Source organism: Enterococcus sp. DIV0167, from assembly GCF_050541555.1.
GTDB classification, from domain to species: domain Bacteria; phylum Bacillota; class Bacilli; order Lactobacillales; family Enterococcaceae; genus Enterococcus; species Enterococcus faecalis.
Window position 1 is genome coordinate 1,417,992 of record NZ_CP172933.1, and the last position, 20,079, is coordinate 1,438,070.

Annotated in this window: 19 protein-coding genes; 5 read left to right on the forward strand and 14 right to left on the reverse strand. The window is 38.7% G+C overall.

Annotation, left to right across the window (positions count from 1 at the left end; all coding sequences use genetic code 11):
- Nucleotides 1-125 precede the first annotated feature (125 nt).
- Nucleotides 126-929, reverse strand: coding sequence for a GNAT family N-acetyltransferase (locus IGM09_RS06940; RefSeq protein WP_010823714.1), 804 nt, complete (start codon nt 927-929; stop codon nt 126-128).
- 141 nt (nt 930-1,070) lie between these two features.
- On the opposite strand from IGM09_RS06940, the gene IGM09_RS06945 reads away from it, so the two are divergent.
- Nucleotides 1,071-1,625, forward strand: coding sequence for an NADPH-dependent FMN reductase (locus IGM09_RS06945; protein ID WP_002357432.1), 555 nt, complete (start codon nt 1,071-1,073; stop codon nt 1,623-1,625).
- A gap of 117 nt (nt 1,626-1,742) precedes the next feature.
- The gene (locus tag IGM09_RS06950) at nt 1,743-2,498 is read left to right on the forward strand and encodes a MerR family transcriptional regulator (RefSeq protein ID WP_162782956.1); all 756 of its coding nucleotides are present in this window, start codon (nt 1,743-1,745) and stop codon (nt 2,496-2,498) included.
- A gap of 74 nt (nt 2,499-2,572) precedes the next feature.
- Here the strand turns inward: IGM09_RS06950 and ffh are convergent, their stop codons facing one another.
- The 3 genes from ffh to IGM09_RS06965 form a co-directional block, all read right to left on the reverse strand.
- Entirely contained in the window at nt 2,573-3,991 is a 1,419-nt protein-coding gene (gene ffh / locus IGM09_RS06955; protein ID WP_002360194.1) for a signal recognition particle protein, read from the reverse strand.
- A 4-nt stretch (nt 3,992-3,995) separates the two neighbouring features.
- A complete protein-coding gene (locus tag IGM09_RS06960; protein ID WP_002357429.1) occupies nt 3,996-4,334 on the reverse strand; it encodes a putative DNA-binding protein in 339 nt (112 codons plus the stop codon).
- An 83-nt stretch (nt 4,335-4,417) separates the two neighbouring features.
- Nucleotides 4,418-4,882, reverse strand: a complete 465-nt coding sequence (locus tag IGM09_RS06965) for a DUF523 domain-containing protein (protein WP_002357428.1) — start codon at nt 4,880-4,882, stop codon at nt 4,418-4,420.
- 162 nt (nt 4,883-5,044) lie between these two features.
- Between IGM09_RS06965 and IGM09_RS06970 the strand changes: the two genes are divergently transcribed.
- Together IGM09_RS06970 and pnpS are read left to right on the forward strand one after the other, a co-directional pair.
- Entirely contained in the window at nt 5,045-5,755 is a 711-nt protein-coding gene (locus IGM09_RS06970) for a response regulator transcription factor (RefSeq protein ID WP_113826054.1), read from the forward strand.
- The gene (gene pnpS / locus IGM09_RS06975) at nt 5,752-7,527 is read left to right on the forward strand and encodes a two-component system histidine kinase PnpS (RefSeq protein ID WP_010713362.1); all 1,776 of its coding nucleotides are present in this window, start codon (nt 5,752-5,754) and stop codon (nt 7,525-7,527) included. Before IGM09_RS06970 ends, pnpS begins: the two co-directional genes overlap by 4 nt.
- A 41-nt stretch (nt 7,528-7,568) precedes the next feature.
- Here pnpS and IGM09_RS06980 read toward each other — a convergent pair whose 3' ends face one another.
- From IGM09_RS06980 to IGM09_RS06995, 4 genes are all read right to left on the reverse strand, one after another.
- On the reverse strand, nt 7,569-8,459 hold the full coding sequence (locus IGM09_RS06980) for a phosphate ABC transporter substrate-binding protein PstS family protein (protein ID WP_002357425.1): 891 nt from the start codon (nt 8,457-8,459) through the stop codon (nt 7,569-7,571).
- A 110-nt stretch (nt 8,460-8,569) separates the two neighbouring features.
- Nucleotides 8,570-9,748, reverse strand: coding sequence for a pyridoxal phosphate-dependent aminotransferase (locus IGM09_RS06985; protein WP_010708710.1), 1,179 nt, complete (start codon nt 9,746-9,748; stop codon nt 8,570-8,572).
- 161 nt (nt 9,749-9,909) lie between these two features.
- A complete protein-coding gene (locus tag IGM09_RS06990) occupies nt 9,910-12,600 on the reverse strand; it encodes an alpha-mannosidase (RefSeq protein WP_033624993.1) in 2,691 nt (896 codons plus the stop codon).
- Between the two features lie 11 nt (nt 12,601-12,611).
- Entirely contained in the window at nt 12,612-13,901 is a 1,290-nt protein-coding gene (locus IGM09_RS06995) for a glycoside hydrolase family 125 protein (RefSeq protein ID WP_002357422.1), read from the reverse strand.
- A gap of 156 nt (nt 13,902-14,057) precedes the next feature.
- Between IGM09_RS06995 and IGM09_RS07000 the strand changes: the two genes are divergently transcribed.
- Entirely contained in the window at nt 14,058-15,104 is a 1,047-nt protein-coding gene (locus IGM09_RS07000) for a GntR family transcriptional regulator (RefSeq protein ID WP_033624994.1), read from the forward strand.
- A gap of 48 nt (nt 15,105-15,152) precedes the next feature.
- Here the strand turns inward: IGM09_RS07000 and IGM09_RS07005 are convergent, their stop codons facing one another.
- The 6 genes from IGM09_RS07005 to IGM09_RS07030 form a co-directional block, all read right to left on the reverse strand.
- Nucleotides 15,153-16,082: a LysR family transcriptional regulator gene (locus tag IGM09_RS07005; protein ID WP_025190792.1), complete on the reverse strand. Its 930-nt coding sequence runs from the start codon at nt 16,080-16,082 to the stop codon at nt 15,153-15,155.
- A gap of 18 nt (nt 16,083-16,100) precedes the next feature.
- The gene (locus IGM09_RS07010; protein WP_002394492.1) at nt 16,101-16,814 is read right to left on the reverse strand and encodes a carbonic anhydrase; all 714 of its coding nucleotides are present in this window, start codon (nt 16,812-16,814) and stop codon (nt 16,101-16,103) included.
- A gap of 182 nt (nt 16,815-16,996) precedes the next feature.
- Nucleotides 16,997-17,629 carry an orotate phosphoribosyltransferase gene (pyrE, locus tag IGM09_RS07015; RefSeq protein WP_002357418.1) on the reverse strand — a complete coding sequence of 211 codons (633 nt, stop codon included), beginning with the start codon at nt 17,627-17,629 and terminating at the stop codon, nt 16,997-16,999.
- Nucleotide 17,630: 1 nt separating this feature from the next.
- Nucleotides 17,631-18,344 (reverse strand): orotidine-5'-phosphate decarboxylase, encoded by a 714-nt coding sequence (pyrF, locus tag IGM09_RS07020; protein ID WP_002365730.1) that lies wholly within the window; start codon nt 18,342-18,344, stop codon nt 17,631-17,633.
- Entirely contained in the window at nt 18,334-19,272 is a 939-nt protein-coding gene (locus IGM09_RS07025; protein ID WP_025188668.1) for a dihydroorotate dehydrogenase, read from the reverse strand. Before IGM09_RS07025 ends, pyrF begins: the two co-directional genes overlap by 11 nt.
- Nucleotides 19,269-20,060 carry a dihydroorotate dehydrogenase electron transfer subunit gene (locus IGM09_RS07030; RefSeq protein WP_002365731.1) on the reverse strand — a complete coding sequence of 264 codons (792 nt, stop codon included), beginning with the start codon at nt 20,058-20,060 and terminating at the stop codon, nt 19,269-19,271. Before IGM09_RS07030 ends, IGM09_RS07025 begins: the two co-directional genes overlap by 4 nt.
- Nucleotides 20,061-20,079: the final 19 nt, after the last annotated feature.

Sequence of the window (20,079 nt, forward strand, 5' to 3'; positions counted from 1 at the left end):
CTTAATCACAAGAGTTAGTTTAACAGATTAACAACAACCTGTAAAGAGTTTTTTCTTGACACCTTTACTTTTTTTCAATTTTTTTAGCCAATTTGCAGGAAAACAAACGAAATAATGAAGAATTTTTACAAAATTTGATAATAGTTGTACTGGTTTCTCACTTGAAAGCCTTCTGTTTGATAGAGATGAAGCGCTGCTTGATTTTCTGTTTCAACTTCTAAAAAAATAGTCGCTGAGGCTGACTTTTCTAAAATCATTCGGAGCGCAGACTGTAAAACTTGACGGCCAAGACCGCGACCTCGTTGCGTTTTTGTCACAACAAAGCCATAAATCCCCCATTCGTTTTCAAAATGATCCAAACGTAGCGTGGCTAAAAGTTGATTGTTTTCTTTATAAATAAGTGTTCGTTGAAGGTCCTCCGGCAAAGGCGTACCTTCTAGTAACCTAGCCAAGGAATCCAAATCAGCCACTTGCGGTCGGAGAAGTGTCAGCTTCGCCAACGCCTGTGAGTAAGTTTTTCCTTGAAAAACCAGATACTGTTCTGAAAAAGCTGGCACAATTCCTTGTCTATTAAAATAATTCAGGCCAACAGATTGCTTGTCGTCCATCACGAGAAAGACTTCTTTCATTCCCCACAAAGCTGCTTGCTTTTCGAGTTCTTGAACAAGTTCTTCAAAAAATGGCCCTACATTTGGCGCAACAATCGTCGCTTCCAAGGTTTCCCCATCAAAACAATACCCTACGATATATGCTTGAATGGTTTGTTCCTTCCTGTATAAACCATAATAAGTATAAGCTGATTCCTCAGGAAATGTTTGTTCCAATTTATAAAAAGTTCCTTGTTTAATCATTTCCTTGTTTCTTAATTCAGTCAATGTTTGTTTCTCCAACGGTGTTAACTGTCGGCGCCAATTTATTTTTTTATTCAAGCAGTTGCTCCTTTAATCATCCTTTTACTAGCTATTATACGTGAAGTTACGAAGTTCAACAATGTACAAGGATAAAACGTTTGCGCTTTTTTCGAAAAAGTACTATCATAAAGTAAGTAAAAGAAAAATGGAGGGATTTACATGACAAAAAAAATTGGTATTTTTGTAGGGAGTTTAAGAAAAGATTCATTTAACAAATTGGTAGCAAAAACAATGGCGGACTTATTTCCAGCTGATTTCGAACCTGTTTTTATTAACATTGGTGATTTAGAATTATACAATCAAGATTTGGATGATGAAGGAACCCCCACCGAAGCTTGGACAACATTCCGTGAAGAAGTCAAACAAGTAGATGGTGTGATGTTTGTAACACCAGAATATAACCGTTCAGTACCAGCTGTTTTAAAAAATGCATTGGATGTCGGTTCACGTCCGTATGGCGAAAGCGTTTGGGATAAAAAACCAGGACTTGTGGTGAGTGTTTCACCAGGTGCAATTAGCGGATTTGGTGCGAACCATCATTTAAGACAATCATTAGTCTTCTTAAATGTTCCAACTTTACAACAACCTGAAGCCTATATTGGCGGTATTACGAACTTAATTGGTGAAGATGGTAAAATTATTGATGGCACTGTTGGCTTCTTACAATCAATTGTAGATGCTTACGTGGATTTCTTTAATCGCTTAACTGCCTAATTGAATCAATCAAGAAAAAGTGAGGCAACTTTTTACAGGTTGTCTCACTTTTTTTATTTTTTTGCTTGACCTTCTCGTTACGTAAAGGTTTATGATAGATTTTGTCAGGAGGAATGAATGATGGAATATACAATTAAAAAAATGGCTTCACTATCTGGCGTCAGTGCACGGACGTTACGATATTATGATGAAATTGGTCTTCTTCAACCAGCCAAAATTAATTCTTCTGGTTATCGAATTTACGGGCAAGCCGAGGTGAATCGTTTGCAACAAATTCTTTTTTACCGTGAATTGGATCTGAAACTAGATGAAATTAAAGAAATTTTGGAGCAACCTGACTTTAATGTTGAACAGGCTTTATACGAGCATCAACAAAAACTATTGGAAAAGCGCAATGAAATTGATCGTCTTTTAGCCTCTGTTCAACAAACCTTACACCATTACAAAGTAGAGATAAACATGTCAGATCAGCAAAAATTCGAAGCATTCAAACAACAAAAAGTTCAAGAAAACGAAGAAAAATATGGTAAAGAGATTCGGGAAAAATATGGCAACGAAACGATTGAACAAGCCAACAAAAAATATTTAAACTTGACGGAAAAAGACATGCAAGTAATGCAGAACGTGGAAAAAGATTTATTTTCTAAGTTAGCCATGTATCAAAAATCACCCAAGTTGACTAGCCAACTTGCGCAAGAAATTTTCCAATTACACAAAGATTGGTTAATGTACTCTTGGTCAAGCTATTCGCCAGAAGCACACAAAGGGTTAGGCCTTATGTATGTTGGCGATGAACGATTTACGTCATATTATGAACAACACGGTGCTGGTTTTGCCGAAGCATTAAACGCAATTATCCAAAACTACGCTTAAACAGAAAGTGCGCCATTAGTCTCTTCGACTGATGGCGCACTTTCTGTTTCTTCCAATAATTAACTAAAGCCTGTTTATCTTTTTTTCTTTTTCTTCTTTTTGTTTTTCTTCATCATACGATTCATGGCCATTTTACCTAGCTTGCCTTTAACGCCGCCACCTAACATTTGATCCATACCAGGAATGTTCATATCCCCTTTGGACATTTGTTGCATCATTTTTTTGGATTCTTTAAATTGTTTAATCATACGATTGACTTCAACCACACTATTTCCTGAACCAGCTGCAATTCTGCGGCGGCGACTAGGATTTAATAGATCAGGATTTTCACGTTCTGCAGGGGTCATTGATAAGACCATCGCCCGTTTCCGTGCCACATCTTTTGGATCGACTTTGACATTTTCAATACCAGGCATGTTACTCATTCCAGGGATCATTTTTAATAAGTCTTCAATCGGTCCCATGCCCATAACTTGATCCAATTGCTCAATGAAATCGTTAAAGTCAAAACTGTTTTCTTTCATTTTTTGAGCAAGTTCTTCTGCTTTTTTCTCATCGTAATCTTGTTGCGCTTTTTCAATTAGCGTCAACATGTCCCCCATACCTAGGATACGACTCGACATACGATCGGGATGGAAAATTTCTAAATCGGTTAATTTTTCACCAGAACCGACAAATTTAATCGGAGCGCCCGTTACTGCCCGAATTGACAGTGCGGCCCCCCCACGAGTATCGCCGTCCATTTTGGTAATAACAACCCCAGTAATTCCAAGCTGTTCATTAAAACTATCTGCAACGTTGACAGCATCTTGCCCCGTCATCGCATCAACAACTAACAGAATTTCATTGGGATTAGCCAACTCTTTAATTTGTTTCAATTCGTCCATTAAAGCTTCATCAATGTGTAAACGACCGGCCGTATCAATTAAGACATAATCATTTTTCTTTTCTTTTGCTAACGCTAACCCTTGACGAACAATTTCCACTGGATTAGCATCTGTTCCCATATCAAAAACGGGAACTTCTAATTGTTGACCTAAAACCTTCAACTGATCAATCGCTGCTGGACGATAAACGTCACCAGCGATTAAAAGCGGACGAGCGTTTTCAGTTTTCATTAAGTGTTTTGCTAATTTACCAGTAAAAGTTGTTTTACCAGCCCCTTGTAACCCTGTCATCATAATCACTGTCGGGATTTTTGGAGATTTATTCAGTTCAACCGTTTCTGAACCTAACGTTTTCGTTAATTCTTCATCAACAATTTTTACAATTTGTTGGGCGGGTGATAAGCTTTCTAATACTTCGACTCCTACTGCCCGTTCTCTGACGCGTTTTGTGAAATCTTTGACCACTTGTAAATTAACGTCGGCTTCTAATAAAGCCAAACGGATTTCTCGCATCATTTCTTTTACGTCGGCTTCGGAAACTTTTCCCTTACGACGGATTTTACTCATTGCCTGTTGTAGGCGGTTTGTTAAACTCTCAAAAGCCATAGTTTCATTCCTCTATTTCTTGAATTTGTTCAATATATTTTTTGATTTCACTATCTTTGGGATAAGTTTCTTGAACATACTGCTGTAGTTGTTCAAGATATTCTTTCCGTACAACATAGTTTGAATAAAGATGTAACTTTTTTTCATATTCTTCTAAAATTTTTTCGGTTCGTTTAATGTTATCATAAACCGCTTGGCGACTAACCTCATATTCTTCCGCAATTTCTCCTAAAGAAAAGTCATCAGCATAGTAAAGCTCCATATAATTCATCTGCTTTTCCGTTAATAATGTCGAATAAAATTCAAATAACGCATTCATGCGGTTTGTTTTTTCCATTTCCATGAGCCGTGCTCCCATCTTCAATCCCTTATAGGTTACCGATTTCATAGGGAATAGTCAATCTTTTTTTACTAAGTTTTTACCTTTTAAAAAGAAATGTCCGCAAGTTGCCATGTTTCTTCAGAATAAACGGTCATTCCTTGTTGAATAAAATAAGCAGTTGCGACTCCAACTCCAGCTTTTTTAATGCCAGAAAATTGTCCATCATAAATCAGCTGGCTGCCACAGCTGGGACTTTTTTCTTTCAAGATCAAGGTTGTAATTTGTTGAGTTTTTAATTTTTGATACGCGCGCTGTGCCCCTGCTTTAAACGCCTCAGTGACATCTTCCCCATTATCCGTATATACATAAGCAGTATTCGCCCAAACATCAAAGCCGTCCCCGCCAATGATTTCTGCTGGCGGACGTGGAATGGGCAACTCTCCTAAAACTTCGGGACAAATCATTATTGCTTTTCCATTAGTTACAAGTTGTTTTAACGCTTCTTGTTCTTGAGATTTTCCATCGTAACGGCAACAAATCCCACCTAAGCAACTACTAATACCAATCATTCGCTTCTCCTCATTTCATTTCTCTATTATACCATGAGTTGACTTTTCTCAAAAGTAGCATTCTCGCTTACTTTAAAGTACGTTCTTCCTCTAAAAATATGTTAAACTAACAATAGTGAAATATACACTTATTTTCAGAAATTTCTTGAAGGAGTTATGTAAATGAAAAAAGTTCTTGTCGTCGATGATGAACCATCGATTTTAACTTTGTTAACCTTTAATTTGGAAAAAGAAGGCTATCAGGTGACTACTTCCGAAGATGGTAAAAACGGCTTCGAATTAGCTTTGTCTAATCAATATGATTTTATAATTTTAGATGTAATGCTTCCTGGTATGGATGGCTTAGAAATTACCAAAGCACTTCGTCGAGAAAAAATTGACACGCCTATTTTGATTTTAACTGCCAAAGATGAACAAGTAGATAAAATCATTGGCTTGGAAATTGGGGCAGATGATTATTTAACAAAACCTTTTAGTCCCAGAGAAGTCCTAGCACGCATGAAAGCTATTTTTCGTCGTTTAAAACCTACCACGACCGAACCGCTTCAAGAGGACACACCTAAAGCTCCGCTTGTGATTGGCGAGATTCGTGTGAATGAACAAAATTATGAAGTTTTTGTGCGCAATCAGCCCATTGAACTAACACCGAAAGAATTTGAATTACTCGTTTACTTTATGAAACGCAAAGATCGGGTCATTAATCGGGAAACCTTGTTGGAACGAATTTGGCAATATGACTTCGCTGGACAAAGTCGCATCGTCGATGTCCACATTAGTCATTTACGTGATAAAATCGAGCCCGATCCTAAACGGCCCGTTTACTTAGTAACTGTCCGTGGCTTTGGCTACCGTTTTCAGGAGCCAAAACGATGAAAAAGAGACTGCGGATTGAATATTTTTTAGTTGCGGCAGTCATGCTTTTATTATTTGTCGGGAGTATTGCAGCGACCAATTTTTTCTTTCAAAAAGAAATGGTTGCTCAGCAAGAAACCTATTTAAGAAGAAAAAATACCCTTTTAACAGACCAGTTGCCCCCTTCCGTTTTCGAAAAAGGGCAACTGACAAACCAACAACAACTCCTTGTCACCCATGCGTTAGATGATGCAGAAGAACGGGTAACTTTGTTGCAAAAAAATGGTACCGTCTTTTTTGACAGCAGCCAAAATGAACCGCTAGAGTCGCACAAAAAACGACCTGAAATCGCTGCGGTTCTATCAGGAGCTGCCTATGGTTCAGCTTTACGAAAGAGTAAAACGTTAAATAAAGAACTTCTGTACGTTGCCACGCCTGTTTTAAAATCAGGAGAAATCGTTGGTATTATTCGGATTTCGGAACAAACTGCGCTATTTTCTAAAAATATCCAATCTTTTCGTCGCTATATTATCTTTACATTTGGCATCTTGTTCCTACTAATTACCTTGTTTATCTTTTTATTGTTACGGCAAAAAAATCAACCGCTAGTGACCGTCTTACCGATTCTGAAACGAATGCTTAAACATCCAGATGAAAATCGATCCATTATCCAGCAATCTTCTGAATGGAATGAACTTTACGAAACTATTAACTTACTGAGTCAACAAGTAAGTCAAACGTATAAAGCGTATACGTCTGCGGATGAGCAATTTCACGAACTTTTAGATGAGTTGATGATTGGTGTCTTTATCATTGATACGCAAGGACGGCTTCGTCTGTTGAACCCTAAAATGCAGGAAATGTTAGGACTCTCTGCTAAAAATATGCAAAGCAATTATCTTGAAGTGATTCAAGACGCCGATTTGATTCATTTAATCCATCAAGTCGTTGCTGAAAAAAACAGTTTACATCAAGAAATCACTGTGACACAAGGACCCACACCTTTACGCTTAGATCTTTCTCTTCGTTACTTGGATGATCAAAGCGCCAATGATTATCAAGTGTTAGGAATTGCCTATGATTTAACGCGCGTTCGCCAACTAGAAAAAATGCAAAAAGATTTTGTATCAAACGTGTCTCATGAATTAAAAACGCCTGTCACTTCTCTTTTGGGCTTTACCGAGACACTCATAGACGGTGCCAAAGAAGATCCGGAAGTCCTTGATCAATTTTTGCACATCATGCAAAAAGATGCCCAGCGTCTGCAACAATTAATTCAAGAAATTTTAGAACTTTCTCGGGGCAGCGCAACAATTCCTTATGCAGAACAAGAAATTACTTTAGAAAAATTTATTACAGAAATTCTCGGCTCTTATCAGCAACAATTGGTAGCAAAACAGCTGAAAACAGTCGTTCATGGTCTGCCAGAGAGCCAGTTTTTCACCAAATACGAATTGTTTTATCCAATCGTGAAGAATCTAATTGAAAATGCCATTCAGTATTCCCAAGAAAATGGTCAGATTACTATTTCTTATGCTATAGAAAATCAGCAATTACGTTTATCTGTTCAAGATACTGGCATTGGCATTAGTCAAAAAGACCAAGAACGGATCTTTGAACGGTTCTATCGTGTCGATAAAGCACGTAGCCGTCATTCTGGTGGCACCGGTCTAGGTCTAGCTATTGTCCAAAATTACACAGAATTATTAGGCGGTAAAATCGCCATTGATAGTCACTTAGGCTTAGGGACCACTTTTACAATCACCTTGCCTTTAACAAAAAAAGAAGCCTAAAAAAACTCAGCCAATCCTGTTTATTGGCTGAGTTTTTTTGTTTATTTTTCAGTTACTTTTCCATTTACATCACGTTCTACTTGCATGTCTGTGATGGCTAAATAACCTAAGTCTTTGACAATTGTTTTTTGAACATCATCGGTGACCATATAGTCTAAGAAGGCTTTTACTTCTTTATTAGGCTCCCCTTTTGTATACATATGTTCATAAGACCAGATTTTCCATGAATTGTCTTTCACGTGTTCTTCTTTTGGTTCAACACCATCAATGCTTAAGGCAACAGTGGAATCATCCATATAAGAAAAAGCTAAATAGCTGATTGCTCCTGGTGTTTGTTCAACAATTTTACGAACTGTTCCCGAAGAATCTTGTTCTTGTGATTGAACTGGTTTAGCTCCATCTAAGCCCCATTTTTCAAATGTTGCTCGGGTGCCACTTCCGTTTGCGCGGTTTATTACGACGATTTCTTGATCTTTGCCGCCCACTTCTTTCCAGTTTTTGACTTTGCCAGTAAAGACATCAATCAATTGTTGCTTCGTTAAATTCTTCACGCCGACTTCTTTGTTGACCACTGGTCCCATACCAACCACGGCCACCCGATGATCGACTAATTTAGAGGCATCCACGCCATCTTTCTCTTCGGCAAACACATCGGAATTTCCAATGGTCACTGCGCCATCTGCAACTTGTGAAAGTCCTGTTCCGCTGCCGCCACCTTGGACAGAAACTGTATAATTAGGATGTTCTTGTGTAAATTGATCTTTCGCAGCATCTACTAACGGTTGTAAAGCGGTGGAACCAACAGCGACAATTTTAACTGGTTTGTTACTATCCGCTTCGCTGGATTTTTCAGTTGTGCCTCCTTGAGCTCCGCACCCAGTTAATAATAACCCTAGACTCAGCATAGTTGCTGCAATTACACGTTTTTTCATCTTTGCACTTCCTTTTCAATTAGTTACAAGTTTAGTCTACCAAGACTCTGTTAATTCTGTTTCAATTAAATGTAAATAAAAGGTAAAGGTGTGTAAAGAATCTATAAAGGCTAGTGCGTTACGCGTTGTGTCGCCATGTAATGTGCAATTCGTTCCATGGCCGTTGTTAATTTATCCATATCGGACGCATAACTAATTCGGACGTATCCTTCTGCTTCTGGACCAAAAGAAATACCTGGAATCAACGCTACTGCTTCTTTTTGCGCTAAATCAATACAAAATTTCATAGAATCTTGTTCATAACCAGTAGGAATCTTAGCAAAAATATAAAAGGCGCCATTTGGACGCGCAACCTCAAACCCCAATTGAGTCATCTGTTCATAAACAAAATCGCGCCGTTTCCGATACTCTTCTTTCATAATTTCAGCATCATGCATTCCTTCGATTAAGGCACGAACAGCCGCTTTTTGAGACACTGTTGCAGCCGCAGTAACTAAATACTGATGAACTTTAATGATCTCCGCTGTTAAAATCGCTGGTGCAAAAATAAAGCCAATCCGCCAGCCTGTCATGGCATGTGATTTCGACAAACCGTTAATTAAAATCGTTTGGTCACGTAACATTTCAGCAATCGAAACATGACTCTCATCATAAGTTAACTCACTATAAATTTCATCGCTAATCACAAAAATGTCGTATTTTTTTAGAACATCAGCAATTGCTTGCAACTCTTGGCGGTTATAGGTGACACCAGTTGGGTTGCTAGGATAATTTAAAATAATTGCTTTGACTTGTTCCCCATGCTCGGCCATTGCCGCTTCAATCATTTCAGGGGTCAAGACAAAATCGTTGTCTCGTGTGTCCAAATATACCGGCTCCGCCCCCGCCAATGTAATAATTGGTTCATACCCTGGGTAAATAGGTGCTGGCAATAGCACTTTGTCACCTTGTTCTAAAATTGCTAATAACGAAGCTGAAATCGCTTCTGTTGCTCCAACTGTTACTAAAATTTCTGTCGCAGGCTTGTAAGTCAAATGGTACTTTTCTTTCATAAAATAAGCGGCTGCTTCACGGACATCTAACAAACCAGACATCCCTGTATAATGAGAAAAATTCGCATCAATTGCTTCTTTGGCTGCTTTTTTGACATGCTCAGGTGTGTTAAAATCCGGCTCTCCTAGCGTTAATTTTAAAATACCTTCAATTCCTGAGACTTGTTCGTCAAATTGACGAATTAAAGAAACAGCAATTTTATTTACTTGACGATTAAAACGATTGGTTAAATCCATTTAGCTTCACTCCTTCAGTTGACGTTATAGTAGCACAAATTGACCGTAAAATGAATGATTTTCTCATTGTTTCGCTAGATTTTTATTATAAATATCTCAAAAAAACGAAAGAGAAGAAAATAGGAGAACTTTGCCCTTTTCAACAAAGTTCTCCTATTTATTTATTTTTCGAAACGCCATGTCCGAATTTCAAACGGACGTAATGGTGCATCAACTTCTATCGCCGGTGTCAACGGTTCTTCTAATACATTTGTTAAACAAGTCGCTGGTTGTGTCTCTTTGTGAAGTTCACAAGGAATATTTTGCGCTGTTAGATTAAAGCCACGAACGACTAAATGATTCGTTTGCTCTTGACGTTTAACGGCTGTCCAACCAATTGGTCCTTCTACCGTTGTCAAATAGACATGGTTCGGTGCTAGTTTACCTTCATGACGCGCAGTAGTAGCTGCAGTAAAAGGAATTTGTGCACTATAGGCTTGTTGATACGTAGCAAAGCGTTCTTCTGGTTTTCCATGCAATGACAAACCATATTTAAAGGTATATTCTCCTTGGCATTGTGCTTCTGGTGTCGCAAAATAGCCCCAATCACCTAGTTCGCCAACACAACGAATTAATGTGACCGCAATGGTTCCATCTGCTAAGACTTCATACTCATTTAAGCCTTCATTAAAGATAGTCACGCCTTTGTTTTGGTCATGAACATTCACAAACGCTTGTTGGTGCTGCGGGTTTGTTGGATTTTCCCATGTGTCGCTTACTTGATTTGGTCGTGTCACGACTTCATAAATACTATCCGCTTCATGTGTTTCTGTGACCATGCCAGTTGGGAAAAGCACGCGTAAACGATGATCTTTGATTTGATTATTAATGGTTGTTTCAAAGAACAATTGGTTACTTTCTTTGATCATTGTAACCACTGTCGTTATTTCGAACGGGCGAAGCGTCGTTGAACGTTGTGCATGGCGTTCTCTAAACTCACGAACAGCCTTTTGTTCTTCTTCTAATCGTTCATCTGCTGCAACTGGTAACATGACGGTTTGTTTAATTTGATAACTTGCTTTTACAGGGGAATTTTCTTTATTCGTGATTTCAGCCGTTACATTTTCGGTTGTAATTCCTTGGTCTTCGGTCGGTTTGAAAAAGATATATTCATTCCCAATGTCGCCAGTATCTTCAAATGTTAACAATTTTGAAAATGTTTCTCCTGTTTTTTTGTCAGCAATGGTTAAGCTACCATTGTTTTCAATTTTCACTTGAATAAATTCGTTTTCCATTTCATTTGTTGCTGGTTGAGCCAAAAGACTTCCTTCAAAAGCTTTCGTTTCTCCTTGAATCAATGCAAAGCTATCCCAAGAGAATGGCGCCATTTCTTTGACAGATAATTCGACCGTTAAGTATTTGGCCATGTACGGTTGACGGAAGGCATCTTTAGGTAAATCGTAACCAAAACGAACATCTTCTTTGACAATACGGCTTGCAACGGCTTGTCCTGTTGGATCAATCACTTGATAATCTGGGGTGGCTTTTTGTTTTAATTCATGATAAAGATCTTCAGGTTTTCCTGTATAAAATGGCAATCGTTCAATCTCCACTTCCACAGTGACAACCTCCGTTTTCTGATAGCCACTAGTATTAAATAAAACAAACGGGTGCGCTTTTTCTGGGAAAACACTTGTATCAATTGCTTCTGTTAATTGTCGTGTTGCTTCATCTGCTAAGAAATGCCCGACATCATTGGCATTTTCAAAGCGAGTCATCATGCCTCGGTGAACCTCGTCGACAGAACAGCCACAAATACTATCGTGCGGATGGTTTTGAAGCAATGTTTTCCAAGCATAATCAAATTGGTCATGTGGGTAGTCGCCAGTTACTTCGTAAGCCATCGCTGCTAAAGGTTCTGAGATATTTTCTAATTGGCGTTGGACTTTTGTGTTCCACTGTTTTAAATAGACGCGAGCAGAAGAAGTATTGGCTAATGTGTACCAGCCATCCGTTTCTTGACTCGTTAATTCACCTGTTACTGTTCCTAAATCTTCTGGTAACTCCTCTTGAACAGCTTTCAAATAGTCATCGAAATTGGAATGAATAAATTCATATTCTGGGAATAGTTCATTGGCTAAAGCGATGGCCTTAGTAATATCTCTTTGTACCGGTTGGTGGTCGACCCCATTCATCATCAATAAATGGTTTGTGGAAGCGTAACGTTCCACATCAGCCAATTTTTGTTTCCAAAAAGCGATTGCCGCTTCTTTTTCTGAAGGAATTTCGTTCCCGTTACTATACCAGTTTGCAAAAAGCAAGCCGAAAATTTTGGTTTGGTCCGGACCTTCCCACCACATTTCAGAATATTGTGAGCTATAGTCGCTTTCTAAGACTTGATTATCAAAGCCAATCGGTTTCACCCCGCGTCCAAAGGCAGCCGCAGGCAGATTTGCTAATTGCATCATTTGAGGTGTTTGACCCATGTTACCAAATGTATCTGGGAAGTAACCTAATTGAACTGGTGCTCCCCATTTTTGACTTTCTAAATGCCCAATCAGCATGTTTCGAACATTGGATTCAGAGCTAATTAAAAAGTCATCTTGTAAAATATAAAATGGTCCGATTTTTAGTTTGCCTGCTTGGACAGCTTTTTTCACGGCTTCTTTTTTCTCTGGGCGAACTTGTAAATAGTCGTCTAAGATAATCGTTTGTCCATCTAAATGGAAACTGTTAAACTCTGGATCATTTTCAATTAAATCTAATACATTATCCACTAATTCAATTAAGCGCATATGATGTTCTTCATAAGGAAGATACCATTCACGATCCCAATGACTATGGGAAACAATATAGACTTTTTTCTTTGTCATCACTTTTCCTCCTATTTTTCCACTCGGATGTCAAAATAATCCATAACTAATTCACAAAACATCATATTAGCCCATGAAAACCATTCTCTTGTATAATTTTCAGGATTATCTACATCAAAACCTTCATGCATCAAATGAGTCCCCGCATCTGTGGCAACCAATAAATCTAAAATTCGTTCTTTTTCTGCTTTATCTTTGGTTGTCATTCCTTCCATTGCTAAAGCAATCGGCCACACGTAATTTTCTGGTGTATGCGAGCTACCAATCCCTTTTGCGTATTTGCCTTCATAGAAGTAAGGATTTTCTTTACTTAATAAGGTTTGACGCGTTGTTAAATATTGTTCATCCTCTGTTGAACAATAACCCAGATAAGGGGCTGCTACTAAATTGGGAACATTACTGTCATCCATCACGCTTGCATTGCCTAAGCCATCCACTTCATACGCATAAATCGTTTCGTTATTTTGATTTTTTGTTCGTCCAAATGTTTGAATGCCTTCTTCAATCTCTTCTTGTAATTTTTTAGCAATCGCCACAATCGTAGCATCTTCTAAAACATCCGAGAAAATTTCTTGAATATAGCCTAAAATTACGACTGCAAACATATTAGAAGGAACTAAGTAACCATATTGGCAGGCATCATCACTAGGACGGAAGCCTGACCATGTCATCCCTGTTTTGCCAACTGGCGTTCCTTTCCCTGCTTCAACCAACGTATCTTCTTGACGCCACGTATCTCGTTCAAATAAATAAGGTGACTGTGCGTGATCTTGTTCTGTTGTGAAAACGTTGAGAATTTTTTTGACGCCTTCCACAAAATCTGAATTAAATTGTTCGGTCATCCCAGTATTTTTATAAAGTAAATAGGCTAATTGGACCGGGTAACATAATGAATCAATTTCATATTTCCGTTCCCAAATCCAGCCATTCATTTCGGTCTTATCAGTTTGATGGCCTGCATGATTATCTGTTTCATTAAACGCATTGGCATAAGGATCAATGCAAATATAACGAAACTGGCGTTTAACCAAACCAGCAATCATTTGAGCAAGGTCTTCGTCTTCTTTCGCAATCACTAAATAGGGACGAACTTGTGCTGTTGAGTCTCTCAACCACATTGCTGGAATATCGCCTGTTAATAAAAAGGTAGTACCATCTTCTTGACGTTTCACTGTTGTTAGTAAAGTATTGGCAAAGGCCGCCTGAAAGTTTTTTGCCCAATCTTGATGTGCTTCACCGCATTTTTCTGTAATTGTCTCCATAAATGTTGCTACGGATTTTGGAACTTCTGTATAAACCATTCTCGTCACCTCTTAAATTTGATATATCATTTCACAATTGAATTATAGCGTTTACATTTCACTTTGTCTAGTGATTTCGATCATTTTTTTCATTTTAAAACCAATTAATTTATGGTAAACTATAAATAAGATATATCTTATTGTGAGGTGAAATGAATGAAGCAACCATTATATCAACAAATTATTGATTATTTACAAAATGAAATTGATTCAGGGCGATTGCCTGTTGGAGCGCAAGTGCCTACCGAAAAAGAATTATCGGCTCAGTTTAACGTCAGTAGAATTACGTCCAAACGAGCGCTAACTGAGTTGGAAACGCAAGGCGTAATCCAACGTCACCAAGGAAAAGGAAGTTTTGTTCAAGCACCAAAGCATCCTCTCCATACTTCTTTAAATAAAGTTCTTTTTTTATTGCCTTTTGCAGACGATTTATCAGTAGGAAATTTCTATAGCGGTTTGGCCCCTACTATTCAAGCAGCTGGTTTAGAAGTCTTTATGACCTCGCCTAATTTTTTGAGAGAAAAAAATGCTGCGGACATTGTGAATGAGTTTGCTGGGCTTGTCTATTATGCTGCTACTAGTAATGACTACCTCGACTTACTGTTTGAGTTGGCTTTGATGAATTTTCCAGTTGTTGTCTTGGATAAAAAGATCCATGATTTACCTTTTGCAACCATTCAATCAGACAACTTTGCTGGTGGTAAAACAGCAACCGAACGCTTAATTGGCTTAGGACATACGAAAATTGGATATATCCTTTCAGGAAGTCCGGCCCTACAATCCGTTCGGCAACGTTATTTAGGTTATCTCCAAGCTTTAAAAGAAGCCAATCTGGCGTTCCATACAGCAATCACAGAAACCAATCTCTTAGATGAACACAACTTTAAACAGTATTTTGAGGCACACCAACTCACAGCCGTGGTCTGCGATAATGACTTCAGCGCGTTACATTGTTTACGAAACTGTAAAAACATAGGTATTCATGTGCCAAAAGAATTATCGATTATTGGTTTTGACGATATTCAAGCAGCAGCATTTGTCGAACCGCCATTAACAACCATGGCGCAAGACTTTAAAGAAATGGGAAAACTAGCTGGCGAAGTGTTATTACAAACGATGCAACAGGATGTTCAAGTCATAGAAGACATTCAAGTGCCTGTCACATTAATTGAAAGAGAAACCATTTCTACTGTTTCAAAATGAGCCAAAAAAGAAGGAACTATCAGTCAACTCACTGATAGTTCCTTCTTTTTATTCCTTAGCGCTAAATGTTTTGGTATCTACCTCTTTTTTAAACAACGCTTTTAGTTCTTTGATAAAGTAGCGACCAATCGGACTGATTTCCCGATTTTTGGGAAAGAGTAAACAAATACGATTTTCCAAAGCTGGCGCCAATGGCACTAACCGAATTTCTTTCTTCGTAAAACCCGTTACGACTCCTGAACCAGAAGCATAAGCATTGGTTTCTACCAACAAATTCATCAAGGTTCCACGATCTGTAGTATGAATGACCGATTCCTGTTCAGGAATTTCAACTAAATCTTCAGAAAAATAGGAAAAATTGCTTCCTTCTTGATTAAAGCGGACTTGTGGATAGGGAACTAATTCCTCTAAATGAATTTCTTTTTGCTTGGCTAAAGGATGATGATTTCCTAAAAAAATGTGTGTATTAAAAGTACTAATTACCTCGTAGGCTAGATTAGCTTGTTCTAAATACCGTTCAATACTGACACTATTTTGTTCATTTAAATAAATAATCCCCAACTCACTGTGAAATCCTTTGACGTCTTCAATTACTTTTAAGGTCGTGGTTTCAAAGACACGAAAATCTTTATATTGATCCCCATACTTTTTAAGAACTTTGGCAATTACCTCACCTAAAAAATCGTAATGTTGCGAAGAGATGGAGAATCGTTCGCTGGTCACTGTCTCGCGATAGCGATTTTCCAATAACTCCATTTGAACTAAGACTTTCTCTGCTTGTTCTAAAAAAACCATTCCTTCTTCTGTTAAAAAAGCGCCCTTATTGGTACGTAAAAAGAGGGAAATCCCTAGTTCTTCTTCTAATTCCCGAATACTATTTGACAAGCTAGGTTGTGTAATAAATAGTTTTTTGGCTGCTTCCCGAAAACTCCCATTGTTAGCTATGGCAGCAACATACTTCATTTGTTGAATATTCAACACTTTTTCCTCCACACACTAATCATTTGAAAAATAAATCTTACGCCCATTCAACGGCTGAAGGGGCCGATTGTTAAAGGCCAACATTCCTTCCTTGATCTTATTTAAAAAGGCTTGATCCATTTTTTGAATGGTATCAAATACAAACCATTTCACTGGACCCTTAGTTGGCGGTGTTGTTAACGAGCCTACATAATGGTAGTGTAGACGCTCCTCTGGTAAAAAGATTGACGGATTAAACCATTGTTGGTGCGTGCCGTTTTCCCAGTCCATCGGATGATTCGCTTCTGAAAAACGATTTTCTTCCTCTGTGATGGTAAACAGGCAACCGACAACTAAATTTTCGCCAGCATCGTTCATATGAACCAAATGGAATTCTAGCGGATACTGCTTTCCCGATAGCAAATGTTCGCTAGGCATATGAAAATGGATATCGGTTAAATGATACGCAACATTTTCAAACATTACGTAACTTTCCGTATTTGGTGGTACAAAATGAAACGTATTTTTGAATTCCTTTTCAGTGAATTCTTCTTTTTTATAATGAAACGTAATCTGAGAATTTATTGTCTCAGCACTTTCTTTTTCTAAAGCAATTGGCGATTGATAAGCAAACTTAGCACCTTCTGCAAACCAGTCACATAGCGTATGCCAATGTTCTGGTCCATCGTTGCCTGTATAGCTCCATTCAACGTCCATATTTTTTATTTTTTTCATACACTCTTCCTTCATTTCCACATAGTAATCAGGTAAAACTCATGTTAAAACTCTATCCTAACATCTTTTCTACGTCAAACAAAAGAACTTAGATCATTACGCTCCTCGGCAAATGACCTAAGTTCTCCTACCGTTAAATCTGGTTACTTAAAATGACACTAAAAATCAGACGACAAGAACTATCTTTAGTTCAACGGTTATTTGCCCCAGTTTTCAGGATCTTTTTTCCATTCTTGTAATAAGGTAACATCTTTTTCTTCGATATAGTTTGCTTCTAATGCAGCATCAATTAAAGTTGAATAATTGGTTAACGTTAGTAACGTCATCTGTTTATCTGCAAAATTTGCCGTTCCTTTGGGTAACTCATAAGTGAAGATTGCCGCAACGCCTAAAACCGTTGCTCCTTCACGTTCCGCCGCTTCTGCCGCTTCTAACACGCTACCGCCTGTTGAAATTAAATCCTCGATAACTACCATTTTTTGTCCTTCAGAAATTCGGCCTTCAATTTGATTCCCTTTGCCGTGATCTTTGGCTTTACTGCGGATATAAACCATTGGTAATCCTAAAATATCGGCTACCCATGCCGCATGTGGAATCCCTGCGGTAGCTGTCCCAGCAATCACTTCGACTTCTGGGAAAGTCTCTTTAATTTTTGCCGCTAAGCCTTCTGCAATTTCTTTACGCACAGCAGGATAACTCATCGTGATACGGTTATCACAATAAATCGGGCTTTTTATGCCACTAGCCCAAGTAAACGGCTCATTAGGGTTTAAAAATACCGCTTCAATATCTAATAAATCTTTGGCAATTTTTTTTGCTACTTTTGTCATGTTACTTTCCGCTCCAGTCTTTTTTGATTTCTTGATAGGCTTCATAAGGATTTTCTGCTTGGGTAATAGGTCGGCCAACAACGATATATGTGGACCCGATTTCGCGAGCATGTTGCGGCGTAACGACCCGTTGTTGGTCACCTACTGCACTTCCTGCTGGACGAATACCAGGTGTTAAACAAATAAACGTCTGCTTGGTTGCTTCTTGAATACCACGTGCTTCTAATGCTGAACAAACCACGCCATCCAGACCCGCTTTTTCCGCACATTTAGCATAATGAATGACACTTGTCTCTAAAGAAACGTTGATTAATTGATCATGGTGCATCTCTTCTTCACTAGTAGAAGTCAACTGGGTTACAGCAATTAACTCAGGAACCTTAGCGCCTGGCTGAGTCCCTTTGATTAGACCTTCCTTAGCTGCTTGCATCATTCGAACGCCCCCTGCTGCATGGACATTGGTAATGGCAACGCCTAATTTTGCTAAATTTGTCATCGCTTTTTCCACAGTATTCGGAATATCATGTAATTTTAAATCCAAGAAAACATCGTGCCCTTGTTCTTTAAGCCAGCGAACAATCGCTGGTCCTTCTGCGTAAAAAAGTTCCATCCCCACTTTAACAAACAAGGCTTCTTCCTTAGGGAATTTTTCTAAAAAAACAGCCACTTCTTTTTGCGTGGGAAAATCTAACGCAATAATTGGTCTATCGTGCATTTTGCTGCTCCTCTCTCACTTCTTTAATTAATTGTTCCAACGATTCAATACCTAACTCTTCCATTCGCTTAGGTAATCCGTCAATCAACTTCGGACAAATGTATGGATCTGTAAAGTTGGCCGTACCAACCCCGACAGCGCTAGCACCTGCCATGAACATTTCCAAGACATCGTCCACTGTTTGAACACCGCCCATTCCAATAATTGGCAACTGAGAAACACTGGCGACTTGTCGGATTAAGCGAATAGCAACAGGTTTAATGGCTGGTCCAGATAGTCCACCAGTTTGATTGGCTAAAATAGGTTTTCTCGTTTTTAAATCAATGCGCATCCCTAGCAATGTATTAATCATAGAAAAACCGTCTGCACCCCCTGCTTCAATTGCTTGGGCGATTGGCACAATGTCCGTTACGTTTGGTGATAGTTTAACATAAATCGGAACAGAGGCGACTTTTTTGACTGCTTGTGTTAATTGAAAAGCAACCTCTGGATCTGTACCAAAAGCTATGCCGCCATGTTTCACATTAGGACAGGAAATATTCAGTTCAATTGCTTTGACGTTAGGCGCTTGCCCAATTTTTGCGCAAACAGCCACATAGTCCTCTTCGCAAGCACCTGCAACATTTGCGATAATCGGTAAGTTAGGGTATTTTTCTAATTTCGGTAATTTTTCTTGCATAACCACGTCTAAGCCTGGATTCTGCAATCCAATGGCATTTAGCATACCACTAGGTGTTTCAGCTACACGTGGTGTGGGATTTCCATATCGTGCTTGGGGCGTTGTTGCCTTAATCATAATTGAACCTAATTGATCAAGGTCATAATAGTTAGCATATTCTTCCCCGAACCCAAAGCAACCACTGGCGGGAATAATTGGATTTTTTAATGTTAAACCTGGAATTGAAACAGCTAAAGGATTTTTCATCATAAGATAACCTCACTTGCTTTAAAAATCGGACCTTCATCACAGACCTTGACACTTTTTGCTCCAGTAGTGTCTCCTTTTTTATGGCAAACGCAGGCATAGCAAGCCCCAATTCCACAGGCCATCCGTTCTTCTAAAGAAAGGTAAACGTGTGGATGTGTTGGAAATAAAGAATCAATTGCTTTTAACATACCATTCGCACCACATGCATAAACTGCATCAGGGATCCGTCCTTTTGCTAACGCTTCTGACAATAAACGGCCCACGTTGCCATGAGCGCCAAACGAGCCGTCATCTGTGGCAAAATGTGTTTCTCCTAATGCCATAAATTCTTGTTGGTAATAAGCAACCTCTTTTGATGCATAACCAAGAAAATGAATCACTTTCACGCCTTTTTCATTAAGTTGCTTTGATAATTCATACAATGGGGGAATCCCGATTCCTCCGCCAACGATAAAAGCAGTCTGACCAGCTGCTACGGTAGTTATATCAAAGCCGTTTCCTAAAGGACCTAAAATATCTAATTGTTCACCAGCCTTCATGGTGGCAAACACTTCCGTTCCAGCGCCTTCGACTCGATAAATCAAACGACAGGTTTCGTTCGAATGATCAATTTGGTTGATGCTAATCGGTCGCCGCAAAAGTAAATCTGCACGCGGAACCTTGATATGCACAAACTGTCCAGGTCGTGTCATCTCTTTCACTAACTCGCCTTGTAAGTCTAACTGATAAATCCGTGGCGCTAACTGTTTTTGAGCTACAATGGTCATCATTTCTTGCTTTCTCTGCATCAGTATCCTTCACTCCTTT